The organism is Aeromonas sp. R5-1 (genome assembly GCF_040908265.1).
GTDB classification, from domain to species: Bacteria; Pseudomonadota; Gammaproteobacteria; order Enterobacterales; family Aeromonadaceae; genus Aeromonas; species Aeromonas caviae.
This window is the reverse complement of sequence record NZ_JBFODJ010000063.1, coordinates 1-13,044: the sequence shown is the minus strand read 5'-3', so window position 1 is coordinate 13,044 and position 13,044 is coordinate 1. Positions and strand designations below refer to the sequence as shown.

Annotated in this window: 11 protein-coding genes; 8 read left to right on the top strand and 3 right to left on the bottom strand. The window is 54.5% G+C overall.

Translation table 11 applies throughout. The annotated features are described in order from the left end of the window. The first annotated feature begins 102 nt into the window (after positions 1 to 102). The gene (locus AB5Y64_RS09925; protein ID WP_041205731.1) at positions 103 to 1,371 is read left to right on the top strand and encodes an IS4-like element ISAeme3 family transposase; all 1,269 of its coding nucleotides are present in this window, start codon (positions 103 to 105) and stop codon (positions 1,369 to 1,371) included. Here the strand turns inward: AB5Y64_RS09925 and AB5Y64_RS09920 are convergent. Beyond that, positions 1,351 to 1,851 (bottom strand): hypothetical protein, encoded by a 501-nt coding sequence (locus AB5Y64_RS09920; RefSeq protein ID WP_368203705.1) that lies wholly within the window; start codon positions 1,849 to 1,851, stop codon positions 1,351 to 1,353. The genes AB5Y64_RS09925 and AB5Y64_RS09920 overlap by 21 nt on opposite strands. Before the next feature lie 254 nt (positions 1,852 to 2,105). Between AB5Y64_RS09920 and AB5Y64_RS09915 the strand changes: the two genes are divergently transcribed. From AB5Y64_RS09915 to AB5Y64_RS09900, 4 genes are all read left to right on the top strand, one after another. Then, entirely contained in the window at positions 2,106 to 2,558 is a 453-nt protein-coding gene (locus tag AB5Y64_RS09915) for an antitoxin Xre/MbcA/ParS toxin-binding domain-containing protein (RefSeq protein ID WP_021140686.1), read from the top strand. 331 nt (positions 2,559 to 2,889) lie between these two features. Then, complete coding sequence (locus AB5Y64_RS09910; RefSeq protein ID WP_024941319.1) at positions 2,890 to 3,468, top strand: hypothetical protein; 579 nt, start codon at positions 2,890 to 2,892, stop codon at positions 3,466 to 3,468. Then, positions 3,461 to 5,839, top strand: a complete 2,379-nt coding sequence (locus AB5Y64_RS09905) for a site-specific integrase (protein ID WP_041205618.1) — start codon at positions 3,461 to 3,463, stop codon at positions 5,837 to 5,839. Before AB5Y64_RS09910 ends, AB5Y64_RS09905 begins: the two co-directional genes overlap by 8 nt. Further along, the gene (locus AB5Y64_RS09900; RefSeq protein ID WP_053288388.1) at positions 5,824 to 9,132 is read left to right on the top strand and encodes a tyrosine-type recombinase/integrase; all 3,309 of its coding nucleotides are present in this window, start codon (positions 5,824 to 5,826) and stop codon (positions 9,130 to 9,132) included. Before AB5Y64_RS09905 ends, AB5Y64_RS09900 begins: the two co-directional genes overlap by 16 nt. A gap of 490 nt (positions 9,133 to 9,622) precedes the next feature. Here AB5Y64_RS09900 and AB5Y64_RS09895 read toward each other — a convergent pair whose 3' ends face one another. After that, positions 9,623 to 9,823, bottom strand: coding sequence for a helix-turn-helix transcriptional regulator (locus tag AB5Y64_RS09895; protein WP_010674971.1), 201 nt, complete (start codon positions 9,821 to 9,823; stop codon positions 9,623 to 9,625). A gap of 131 nt (positions 9,824 to 9,954) precedes the next feature. Here AB5Y64_RS09895 and AB5Y64_RS09890 point away from each other — a divergent pair, with 131 nt between their 5' ends. Genes AB5Y64_RS09890 through AB5Y64_RS09880 form a run of 3 tightly spaced genes read left to right on the top strand, consistent with a single transcriptional unit; the run spans position 9,955 to position 11,965 of the window. Further along, positions 9,955 to 10,164 (top strand): hypothetical protein, encoded by a 210-nt coding sequence (locus AB5Y64_RS09890; RefSeq protein WP_021140683.1) that lies wholly within the window; start codon positions 9,955 to 9,957, stop codon positions 10,162 to 10,164. Between the two features lie 15 nt (positions 10,165 to 10,179). Beyond that, positions 10,180 to 11,424 carry a tyrosine-type recombinase/integrase gene (locus AB5Y64_RS09885; protein ID WP_010674969.1) on the top strand — a complete coding sequence of 415 codons (1,245 nt, stop codon included), beginning with the start codon at positions 10,180 to 10,182 and terminating at the stop codon, positions 11,422 to 11,424. After that, positions 11,408 to 11,965, top strand: coding sequence for a TraI domain-containing protein (locus AB5Y64_RS09880; RefSeq protein WP_368203701.1), 558 nt, complete (start codon positions 11,408 to 11,410; stop codon positions 11,963 to 11,965). Before AB5Y64_RS09885 ends, AB5Y64_RS09880 begins: the two co-directional genes overlap by 17 nt. Positions 11,966 to 11,976: 11 nt before the next feature. Here the strand turns inward: AB5Y64_RS09880 and AB5Y64_RS09875 are convergent, their stop codons facing one another. Continuing rightward, positions 11,977 to 13,008 (bottom strand): IS630-like element ISAhy2 family transposase, encoded by a 1,032-nt coding sequence (locus AB5Y64_RS09875; protein ID WP_001809438.1) that lies wholly within the window; start codon positions 13,006 to 13,008, stop codon positions 11,977 to 11,979. Positions 13,009 to 13,044 lie beyond the last annotated feature (36 nt).

Genomic DNA, 13,044 nt, shown 5'->3' with positions numbered 1-13,044 from the left:
CATGTACAGGATCTTTAGCGCCAACCAATTGAAATAGATATAAAAAAGGCTTCGTTTGTGATCTAATTTTATCGCCAAACAAAATCAACACGCGCGAAGCCTATGACCATTATTAATGCTAATCACTATCTGGAGCAACTCCTGGCTCCCGCCGCACTCGAGCGCATTGCTCGGCTCTGCAAGTTTTGTCTGCGTCAGCGCGCCATTACCCCTGCCATGCTCGTACCTGCACTGTTGCGGGCCATGGGGGGCGACCAGGTCAATGACATTGCCAGCTTACACCGTCATTTCAATGCCTTGCAGCTGACGAAAGAGCATCAGGTTTCTTACAAACCGTTTCACAATCAGCTGCGTAAAGAGAGCTTTGCCCTGTTTATGAAAGCGCTGGTCGAACGGGCCATCGCCTTGCGTATCGACCATCAACTCAAAGCGGCCTCCCTCGGCGCGTTCAAGCAGGTGTTATTGCACGATGGCACCTCCTTCGCGGTGCACCGGCGTCTGGCGGCTGACTTTCCCGGCCGGTTCAAGACCATCAGTCCGGCGGCTATCGAGTGCCATATGACCATGTCTCTGTCGGAGCAGAGCCCACTGTGCATGAGTGTGTCTGCCGATACCGCAGGGGAGCGGCAATTTCTCCCTGAGGCTCACAAGCTGGCCAACTGCCTGCTGCTGGCTGACGCGGGTTACATTGACAGGGCCTGGTTTGAGCAGGTGAACGACGCTGGCGGATTTTATCTGGTGCGAGGAACGCAAAGCCTGAACCCCAAGATAATCCAGGCCTGGCGCGGTGATGGGCGGGAAGTGCCAAAACTGGCGGGACTGTCACTGAAAGAGGCAGGACGGCGGCGCTGTCGGGCCGAGGTGCTGGATATGGTGGTGAAGTCCGGCAAGGTCGAGTACCGCTTGATCCGACGCTGGTTTGCCGAGGAAAAGCGGTTCTGCTTGTGGATGACCAACCTGCCGCGAGCGGCATGGTCAGCAGAGCAGGTGATGAGCCTGTATCGCTGCCGTTGGCAGGTGGAGTTGTTATTTAAAGAGTGGAAATCGCACAACCGGCTCAAGGGGTTTGTGACGGGGGAGAAAGCCATCGCCGAGGGATTGGTGTGGACGAGTTTGCTGTCGCTGGTGATGAAAAGGCGGGTCGCGCAGAGTGTGATGACAGGGAAGCTATCGATGTTGAAAGCGTCAAAGAACAGTACGACATGGTGGTTGCCGCTATTGGAAGCAGTGGCCCATAGAGCGCTGACAGAAATAAGGGAAAGACTGGAATGGGCAGCTGATTATTTGGCCAAGAACGCTTGCCGAACCAAGCAGAGAAAATCGATACAGAACAGGACCTTGGAAGGAGTTTTAAAGGGACTCAACGCTTAAGGTCCTGTACATGAGCCTGCTATAGGTATTACCTTCCAGGTGGCTCGATGCCCATGATAAGTCGATCAACAAACGGTTCAGGATCGCTCGACTGTATGTGCCGGCAGGCTCATCGATGTCTGTGGTCTTGCCCATGTTGTGCAACTGACGGCGCAGTGATTCGGACAGGTAACAGGTTTCGTTGGGATGATATGCCTGCAAGAAATCATGCTGATAGCCCACGGGCTTGCGGGCTGGGAGGGGCTGGTCGATATAGGCAAGGATATCCAGGCTGTCGGCAGAGAGTGGGATGAACGCGGGGAAACTGTCCACCTTGGCTATCCGGGGCTCGGTATGGCTCTCGGAGTCAGCATGATAGCGGCGAGCCCGTCCTTCGCCTTGGGCTGTGATGTGGCCGCTTTCAATCAGCTTGGCTATCAGGCGCTGTGCGGTGCGTCTGGCTATGCTCGGGTGGCGGCCCAGCAGTTCAGCCAGCGTCAATCCGCTTTCGGATCCCCTGATAGTCTCTAGTAGGTCTGTGGTCGCTGACATCGTGTTTGTTGGCGCGTTTTTCATATATATGGCGCCATTTTGGCGCAGTTAACTAAACTGCGCCAGTTTTAGTGGCAAGTTTGGCGCAGTTTTGCGGTGGCTTCATAGGTTAACGTTTGGGGTTTGAAAGAGTCCTGCATCGTTGATGGTATGGTTTAGATGGGCTAGTTTAAAGGCGCAATGATACAGGGAGCCGCCTCGCCATGTCCTACGCTGCTTATCGTTCTGTTCGCCAGATCCGCCAACCGAAGGGGCTGATGGCCTCGCTGGCCTTGCCCCAGGAGCTTGTGGGGGCGCATCATCTCATTGTGGCTGGAATGGCTCCCTCCATCGTCAATGAACTGGCTGCGTTGCTGGGCTGCGACGTCAAGATAGTCTGTCAGCTGGTTGGCATTGACCGCTCGACGGTGACACGCAAGCGCACTGCGGCGGCCCTGCTGTCCCGCGCTCAGAGTGCCCGTATCTATTCATTCGTTAGTGTGATGGAGGCTGCGGAGTCGCTGTTCGAGGGGGACAGGGGGAAGGCGCTTGAGTGGTTGAACAAACCTGCCCGGGCGCTGGGAGGAAACCCTCCTGCTACTTTCCTGACGACCGCTGTCGGAGCTCAGGCAGTTATCGATCTCATCGGCCAGATTGAGCATGGCGTCGTCGTTTGATGGCGACCTATCTCGCTGAAGGCGTTACCGCTCGACAGCGGTGTCCAGCATGTGCAGGAGAAAGCCAAGTATTGTTCAATTGACGTCACCCGAGTCAGTCACATTCCCCCTTGCATATCGGCTAAATGATCCCGCTCCCTCGACGATTACCCACTTGGTGAATTGCATCTCCATTCCTGACTTCATTCACAGTACCTGCCTGCGGTAGGCCTGCCATGCGCAGGTTCAGAGGTTCGGTGTGTGGCTGAATCGGTTTATCGCTAAGGAACTGTTTGAAAACAAAATACATTTTTATGTAATGTGTTAGTAACGGGTGATACACGGGGTTTACATGAGGACGAAGGAGTCAGGGAACTATCAGATCCATCCGGCGTTAGTCGCGTTTCGTGAGGCGTGGTTGGAGTTGGGCTTCAAGACTGGGCTGCCGATTGCCGATCAATTCCATACGCTCTGGGAGTCAGCCATTATTCTCTATCGTCCCTTGTCGTCAGGCGATGATGTGGGCAGTGCGCTTATGATCGTAGGGCCATTGTTGCCAGTATTGTCTTGGCCGTCGCCAATCAAACCGCCGCCTGGGCAACGATTGATCCCCTGCGGGCTGAATGAGGGTGAGGTCGAGCAGCATCTGGCCGGGGAGTGGCTGAGGTTGATGACGCTGTTAGGGGAGCCCCGTCTCATCGAATGCAGCCGACGAATTTTCAATCGCGTTCTGACAGACGAGCAGCGTCTTAACTGGTTTCAGAAGAAGCGGTTGTCTCAAGACTATTGGGCCAAGGTGTGCGGGTTGTCCCGGGAACAGCTGGCGCATGCTCAGGAGGCGCTGAGCAAGTCCCGGCAAAAAGACAAAAAGAACGGGATGGTATCGGTGCCCGAACCTAACTTTTTCTTGCAGAGGTTAGCCGATGAGTGATGACCTTTCGCAGGAGCAGGCAGTGGAGGGTCTTGACGCTGAACCCGCCCGTTCCCTTACCCGACAGCTGGTGTTTCCGGAGGCGTTGGCCGAGTGGCACCGGCAAATCCTTGAATCGTTGCAAGCCTGCGGTCAGGGGATCCTGGGATTGGATCCAACACTGACCGCGTTGTTGGCCGCCGAGCTGCAGTGGATCGATTCTGTCTCATCCAAAGAGATGCTGCCCCCATCGCCACTCTCGGCCATGCAAATGCGTGAGCGGTTGAGTAAAGATCGGAGACTCAGCCAATTCTATCTCGTTGACGCCATCTTGGCGGAATTGCGTAGTGGCCATAGCCTCAACGGTGAGCTATTTGCTCAGCTCAAGTCCGTGACGATCCTGGCCGTCTTGGCGTTATCACATATCAATTTTTCTCAGGGTATTGCCGAGCGGGACCAAACGGTCGAAGAGGCGCTGCGCAACGTCAGGCTGATGGCGAACAATCAACGTGAGGTGATGATTAAGGCCCTGTCTGAGGTCGATTTTACGCAGCCGATACTGACGCTATTGCAAGCCATCAAGATCCAGAGAGAGCAATATGCCAATAACAAGCAGGTGAGCGTCAATACAGGGGCCTTGGAGGCCCTACTGAGCCGACTCTATAAGGCGCGAGCCAAAGAGATCAAAACGGGTACCCGGTCAACCGGCGAACGCCAGCGGTTCCAACTGGAGGCGCGTTATCAAGAGCAGCTCGACGAGCAGACCCAAATCCTGTTGCTACGGGAGGTTCTGCTGCAGCGCGGCAAAGTCAAACTGACCGAGTGGGAGGGTGAAGAGGAGCGAGGAACCCTCCCTGAGCAGCAGACGCTGCTGGTGTCCTCTCAGCCACAGGGGTTGATGGATATTCAGGCGAGGGTTTTGCAAAGCGCCTCGGTAGCGCTCTCCATGTCGATGCGTCATCTGCAGTTGCCGGCCAACCTTTGGATTGCCACAGCGTCACAGATCACACGCCTCGTCGATGCCTTGATGCCTCAGGCGGTCGATGAAACGGCGTTGCCGGCGCTGTCGATCCTGCTGCAACTGGTGATGGGCACGAGTAGCGAGGACTTGCACAAGCTGCCGGTCTGGCCGAGTACTGAGATTAAATTGCCTGCTCCTGGCTCTCGATTTGCCGATGACGACGGACCCTCAAAGAATGCCAGTGGTATTTGGCTGCTTCCTCATGGGGCGTATCTACAACGCTATGTAGAGGTTGCCCACAGCCGAGTGCATAGGAAATTGCACTCTTTTTTGCCAAAGAGCGACTTATTCTTGCAGCTACCTTTGCCAAAATGGGCCACTCATTTATTGGTTGGACACGGTTGGAGGACATTGAGTAGTAGCGCGCAGGTGGATTGTTTAGCGCGAGCAAATGAGCGAGCTGGCACGGCCTTGACCATGCGACAGCTGCAAAACTACCAGCGTGCTTGGTTGCAAAGAGAGGGGATTGATAGCGCCATTGCCGGTATCCTGCGTGGCAAGGCGGCTCAGCAATGTTCCCCTATGGCCTACAGTCATGTGCCACGTAAAGACGTGTTGCAGATCTGGCGCCGTTATTTGGCCTCCATGGGGATGACCGCGGTGGTGCTGGCACCGGAATTAGAACAAGGAGCTGTCGGATCACGCCTCTATCCTAGCGTTGGCGAGCTTGCTCGACTCCTAGGAAATTATCAGCAGTACCTCTGTGCACGACTCAGTGGGTCACGGCAGCAGCGTCCAACGCTGACGCAATATCATAACCTCCTCGTGCGCCACAGTTTGTTGATCCTCCATCTTTCTACTGCCGCCAGGCCCGTGACGGAGATGTACGGCAGGCGTGGCGATTACTGCCTCATCAGTCGCTTTATCCGGCTGACAGACAAAGAGGGACGATCTGTGAGCTCGGCCAGGTTGGTGCCATTGTCAGCGTTGGCAGTGCAGCAACTGCAAGCCTGGGAGCGCTATTTGACATATTTGGCATGTCAGCGTGAGCCGCTGCTGGCGCCGTTAGTGTCGGCGGCGGAGCAAGCATTGAGTGGAGCTGGAGCGCTCCTGTTCTGGGCGGTCGAGGCCAAAGATGGCAGCCTGGAAGGCACAGAAATCGTCACCCCAAATTCGATGATGAGGCAGTTCGAAAATCTGTTGCCCCTGGCGCCAAACTGGCATCGCCATTCGGTGCGCAGCCACCTGCTGGAGCAAGGCGTGGCCACCGAGTTTATCGATGCGCTGCTTGGTCATGAGGAGATGGGGACAGAGTTCACAAACCAGTACAGTAGTGCGGCGTTGAGCGATCTATTTACCCTGACGGACGTGCTGGACAAATGGCATCAAACCCTCGGGTTGAAGGTGATGGGCGAATGGACAATCCACTGATCGATTGGCGTGAACAGCTTCGAAAGGAAGATGAGCGTGCAGCGAACGTTCTTCGGTCTGGTCGGGCTATGCGTCGGGATCGTCTCAAACGTGCTCAGGTGCAAATAGAGCGTCGAGCACTGGATGCGCTGTTGCAACATTTGCCCGGCCTATTCAAGGAGCCAGCCGATGTCCGAGGGTTTGAGTATCTGTGGCCATTGGCGATGAGCACGTTGACGGGCAAGTATAGGCGACAGTCTGAATTCAAGGCTGGGCTGCGAGCCATCCTGCTTTGCCTGCAGCAGGGCAATACCAGCGGGTATTGGCAGTTGCCGTTGCCGACAATCCCCCTGACGGTGCTTCGGCGCCCGCTACCTTACACTGAAAAGTGGTTTGACAAAGCGCAGCGCTGTAGTCAAGCGCTGCTGAACTGGCATAGACAGATCGAGGCCCGCGACACTAGCCTGATCGAAGCTGAAGATTTACTGGCCGACATTCTTCATAGCGCGGTGTTTTACTGCGGTGTACACCAGACGGCGATTTTGCACGCACTGATGCTGGCCATCGCTGAGCGGCGAAGATTATGCACGAATGGCTCAGTTGTTTGGTTGCCTTTGACGTTAGAGAGCAAGGCGTTGGCCACCAATGCGCACGATAGAGCAGGGAAGGGGGTTACCGAGCTCCAGATTTTCCTAAGCCTGCCGACTCTGGGGTTGGTACAGCGCTGGTATCGTCGGCGCGGCAAAACGTTTGAGCTTGCCGTTGAGCTCGACACATTCAGCTTATGGGCCCAGAGACATCTGACTGCACCCCTGCGCGGGATCAAAGAGTTTTGCCAAGGGGCGAGTCTGGTAACCGGTGGGCAAGCCGGGGTCCGCTGGCCACAGATCCTGACTCATGTGGCATCTGGGGCGTTACACAGTGTACCGCTGCCTCATGAAAACTGGCTTTCACTGCATCATCCGACGGTTGCGGATGGTCACCAAGTGGTGTGTTTGGCGCAGGAGGCGAGTACCGGATTAGTCGATAACCTGACGGCAGGCAGTTCCAAGCGTTGGCGCTACCATGGCGAAGACCACCCTTATTCATCCTTACTGGCTCGGTTGCGAACGGTGTTGGCGGAAAAGGAGAGCGCGACTCGCAAGCAGACTAAGGCAAGCTGCCTCGCAGGACTGAACCGGTTGCGCAATGAGCAGACCCTCAGCAAGTCAGAGCAGATCCTGGTTGGGTGGCTACATCAATGCATCGCAAAGAACAAAAACAAGCCTTCGACGCTGCGCAGTTACCTTAGTCGCGGTGGTCAGCAATGGCTTGTTCGGTGCTTTGATCATGATCTCGGCTTATGGGATGGCTATCGTTTTCTGAGCTGTTATCGAGCATTGCTGGAAGAGTATGGGGGGACTTCAAATCTGGTCGTCGACCCGGCGCTCTCTGGTGCGGTTGAACGGACGGACCTGGAAAGATCCTCCTCCGCAGAGCCGGAAAGTTCCTCTTCCGAGGCGCCCGTTAGCCAAAAGAATGCTGTCAGCTACATGGCTGCACGCTTGACCAGCCTGCACAGCTATGCGGTGGCGAGTTACCACTTGGCCCCATTGCCGGAGGAGCTGGTCCCGCGCGAGCGCCAGAGGCCCCATGTGCGTGCCACCTATCTCAGTGAACCTCTCTTTCGACAGTTGCTGCGTGGAATGGAGCGGATGACGCACACCTCATCGAGTTACCGAGAGTGTCTGAGCGCGTTATACATCGTGGCTTATCGTGCTGGACTGCGCTTGAGCGAGATCCAAAAGCTCAGGTTAAAAGATATCGAACGCAGTCCAGAGTGCTGGCTATATATCCGCGATACCCGGCTTGATGATGGCAAGAGTGACAGTGCCACCCGCAAGATCCCCCTGGGGGTCTTGCTGACCCCGGAAGAGCGTACTCGATTGGATGCGTACTTGTCTGGGTTATGGCCGCGAAAGGCGAAAAACGCGAACGCGCTGGCGTTTCCCTCACAGAGCGGTTGGTTGATACCGATGTCGGATGAAGAGATCAGGGGGCCGTTAACCAGTATCCTTCGGCAGGTTGGTGGGAAATACTATACATTCCATCATCTGCGGCATACGGCATTGAGCCGCCTACAACTGCTGCTACATCACGAAGCTCTGGCACTGCACAGTTTGCCAGGGTGGGCACATTTCCTGCCTTGGTCGGCCGCACAGTGTACCTCTATCTACCAGACCATCACACACTCATCCACTCAGGGGGATTATTGGGCGCTGGCCCAGTTTGCTGGCCATCAGAGCCCGGAGACGACGTTGCACTCATATTTGCATTTTACCCACTGGGTCAATGCAGCGTGTCTGTTGCAGGCCAAGTACGACTGGTCTTTGTCACTGCGACACCACTTCACCGGGCTGTCTCGTGCAAAGCTCACACAGAACGACTGGTTGGAGGGGCCCTTGACATGGCAGCGCTGCCGGGAGGCCCTGCTCCAGTCGCTTTCGCCTTATCTTCAACAGGTCTCCTGGGTCCTGATGGAGTGTGCACCTTACCCTCCCTTGGTTAAACACAAGCTGGATTTTGATGCCGCTCTGGAGCTGATCGCACGGTTCGCACGACATGAAGATATCACCGATCAACTCAATCGTTATCAACTCACACCCGCTATGGTCGATGAGTTAGTTGAAAAAATTCATTTACTTAAAGCATTTAAGACTCAGCGGGGAGCACAGCGATTGCTCTACTCAACGTCACATCATCTGAATTTGCTTCCTGGAGCCTTGCGCAGTCATAAGGAGCAAATCGAACTCCGTAAAGTGGTTAAACTGGCTCGCCAGGTCTATCGCGAGCAACGAGCGGCTTTCATCGAATGGATTGGCTATCTGCTAGTCCGAAGCAATACTCGCAACACTGGGATCCCCTTCACGGATCCACAGATGTTGCAAGCCTTCCTGAGTGTGACGGTATTACTGCTGCCAGCGACACGGATTGCGATCGAGGTACGATGTGGCGCCAAACGGAGTGAAAAAGCCCCATGGCGGGAGGTCATCTCACGCTATCGCGTGAAGAGTGAATTCATTGAAAAAAGTGGGGCTAACCGGGCACTACTGCGAATAATTCATCCTGACGAGGCGGGTATCTGTCAGCGTTCTACTGAGCGGCAGCAAAATGCTGACACGGTAAAACCAATGGCGCGCTACAGCACTCCGTTGCTACGGACAGTCGCCTATGTCGTGGCGCTGAAAGTAATGAGCATCCAAGAGCTGGTATCGCTAGGTAACAAGAAGAAAGCCGACTTTGCACGTCAAACCGCGCGTGAGCTTACAGATTGAACGTGCAACATGCTGAAATAGAATAAAATCTATTTGCTTCGCCATTTTGCCAGCTGCCTGACCACTGCGCGCTGCGCATCTGATGTGGATAGGCCCTGAAGGGGCAGGAATTGCTCTGCTTGCCGGCGCTGCTGTCGAGGGCTGAACCAGCTTTTCCCATCCTTATCCATGTTCCAAGGGCTCGAAACGGCGCATTGGAGTATTGGCAAAAAGTCATCCGTCGTTGCGTCGCGTGATAGCTGGCCACGCAACTGAGCGCGCCAGCGTTTGTGCCAAATCCGCTTGTCTTCAGCTTCAGACGTCGCTGTTGTGTAGCCAAACATGGGGGTCTTTCGTCGACTTCGGCTCATTTCTTGCCCTCATAATGCGTTTCGTTTGAGGTAGCTCGTGGCTCTTCACTTTTGCACTGCCAAGTGTGTTCGACGAAAGCGGGTTGAGGACTTGACGCTTTGTCTGCGTCCTAGCTCTCAGTTGGTAAAGATAGCTATCGTTAATCAACGAACTCATACAGATCTTCAATCTTTACATTGAGATAACGGCATAATGTTTCAATAGCATCAAGTTCTATTCTAGTCGCAGTTTCGTTGTACATGCGCGTAATTGTGCCTCTGTTGAGTCCTGTCTCTCTGGCAACATCGGCAATTTTTAGCCGTTTCTCACCCATGATCTTGGATAAATGACACTTAATCATGCTCTCTCCGTAACCAAAATAATCTCCTGAAGATTAAAATGGCTTGCAATTGTGTTTTCTTGTGTTTAAATTGTTCTGCAGGAGATCAATTTAATCTCCAAGTTAGATAAATCAGCGTTTGGAGAATGATTATGGCATACACCTACCTGACAACAGAAGAGCTCTCTGCTCGCATCAAGTTCGATCCACGTACTATCCGCAATCAGCTGAAAGACTCTGTCCTGCTCGAAGGGCTGCACTATATTCGCCCGTTTGGCGGTCGTAAGTTGTTGTTTCTCTGGGAGCCTATCGAAGAGGAAATGCTCAAGCACAGCGCAATGTTCGAGTCGTTTCAGGGCTAGGGGAGGTGGATTCTTATGGCAACAGTATATAGCCTTAACCAATTGCTTTACCTCGATTTTTGCTTCAAGGGGAAGCGCTGTCGTGAGCGCACTGGGTTACCCGATACAAGCCAAAATCGCCACAAACTGAAGCAGTATTGTGAACGATTGGAGGCACAAATCACCCTCGGGCAGTTTGATTTTTGCAAAACCTTCCCAAACAGCCCGCGTTGTGGCTACTTCACCAAACTGGCCGAGCGGGAAGCCGTGTTGCGGGCTGGGTGCCCTCTGTTGTCTGATTTTGCTGAGCAGTGGTACCAGGAAAAATCGGCCGAGTGGCGAACCTCCCAGCAGGAGACCATCCGCGACATTCTTGATTGCCATCTGCTGCCGCACTTTGGCAATCAGCCGCTGAGCGTGATCGATAAGTCTGCGATCTTGGCATTCAGGACAATGATCGCTCGTTTGCCCGGGAGAGGTGGCAAGCCGATCTCAGCCTCACGGGTCAACCACATCATGACGCCGCTTCGCATGATGTTGGCAGATGCGGCAGATCGGTTCGGTTTTGACTCGCCCTGGCGCAATATCCGAGCACTCAAGATCCCCCGTAGCAACATCATGCCCTTCAGTCTTGAAGAGATTGGTCGACTGCTGGCAGTGGTGAGGGCTGACTTTCGCCCTTATTACACCATCCGGTTTTTTACCGGGCTACGTTCGAGCGAGATCCACGGTTTAACCTGGCGCCACATCGATTTCGAGCGCCGGCAGATCCTGGTGTATCAGGCATGGGTCCGCAATGAACTGATCCCGACGAAAACCGATGGCTCCTATCGCGCGGTGCAGATGAGTGAGCAGGTTTATCAGGCATTTCTCACTCAACGCGACCGCTACGATGGCAAGGTCTCACCAGATGGGTTTGTTTTCTGCACGAAGCACGGCAGCCCGTTCGAGGATCGCAATGTGGCCAATCGGGTGTGGTACCCATTGCTGTCGTTGTTAAAGCTGGAGAAGCGCAAGCCCTATCAGACAAGGCATACCGCCGCCACGCTCTGGCTCGCGGCAGGTGAGAGCCCTGAGTGGATAGCAAAGCAACTGGGCCATAACAGCACTCAGATGTTATTCCGGGTCTATTCCCGTTACGTGCCTGATCTGTCGGGTCGGGATGGGCATGCCTTTGAGCAGATGTTGGCGGGATTCGAGCAGCAGCGGCTTGCCTCGAAGGCGCTGGCGGAAAGGTGGGATTCACACGATGGGGAGGCGGGTCATGGTACACGTCACTGAATATGCGGATTGCGGCGAACTGATGTGGGCAACCAGACTGGCGGATAGCGAGGGCGAGTATGAGTGTTGGGAATTGTTATCGCCAAAGGCCGTCCATCGAGTCTCGGTCTCAGATAAATGCATGGCAACTATTGCGCCGTCGGGGCAGCTGGTACTGGCAATGCTGGGGATGGAGCAGCAGTCTGTCACATTGCGCAGTTGTCGCGCTCTGGAAGGCATCACAGGGGACGAGGGGCGTCAACTGTGGGAGTTTCACCTTGGTTTGGCCCTCAATGAGTCGCATGGCCAGATGATCCAGGCACTGTGGCGCTTCTATGCCATGTTACCGCCCGGCGGGTTACGGCGCTTTTCCCTCGGGATCCTACGTGACCGGCGTTTTATCACCGGGTTTTATCGAGGCAGGGCGAGCCATCACCATCATCATGACCATGTGGGTGGCTTGCTGGAGCACAGTGTAGAAGTGGCGATGACAGCCAGGATGTTGTGTCGTCAATACCGGCTTGATGGACGCACCGCCGACGTCGCCTTCCTAAATAACTGATCCCAATAGTGCTACACCTTCGCTGTGCCATAGCCATTCCCCGGGAAAGGAGACACGGTATCCATGAAGTGTTTCACTCGGGCCAGCAGGTTTGCCATCCCTCTGCATTGATGATTGCGCGTGATGGTTTCATGTAACTTGTGCCATAGCCGTTCTATGTGATTAACCCAAGGGCTGTAAACTGGCTGGAACACCAGGCAGAACTTGGGATTCTTCTTCAACCATCGCTCGGTCTGTTTGCTTTTGTGAATGATGTAGTTATCGAGGATCAACGTGATGGTTTTGGCTCGTCGGTAGTGGTGGCGCAGCTTTTCCAGCATGGCAATAAACAGCGATGAGTTTTTCTTGATCCCGCTGACGTAAAGTACCCTTCCGTTGCCTGCGTGGAGAACGCCTGCCAGATAATGCTTGGCATTCTGCCCCGGTGTGACAACCCGCTTTTGCTGCGCTCTGAACATCCAGTCGGCTCCTAATTTGGGATTGAGGTCTATATCGACTTCATCCTCATAAAACACCGGATTATCGGCATCACAGCGGGCCAGCGCGGCGTCGATATTCGCCATTTTTTCCTGATAGGCTGGGTCTTTTATCCGCAAGGTCGGCACGGGCCTGCGCCAGACAATGCCCATACGAGGTAACCATCGGCGGAGCGTGGAGGCTGCCACATTGAGCCCTGTTAACCGATTGATTTTTATAGCCAATAGTTCAGTACACCAACGGCTGCGCTGATAACCAAAATCTTGCGGAGAAAACTGCATGAGCAGCACCAGTAAGGTGACAATCTTGGCGATAGGTAAGACTGGGGCACGGCCAGCCGGTAAGGCTTCTAGCGCATCTATGCCTTCATCTCGATACCACCGAAGCCAACGACCGATGGTCGAGCGCGCAGCGCCGGTAAGGTGATGAACATCGGTGATCGTGCGTCCTTCATGTAACAGCAAGATGGCCATCAAGCGACGAGCATGTCCTTTATCACGGGTGGCATGGATGATTTTGTGAATGCGGCGCCGTTGTGGTCGTGGCAGAGGTGGTAGGATAGGCATCAACTCAGTCCTTTGGGTGTGGCTTGTTTTGTTTAG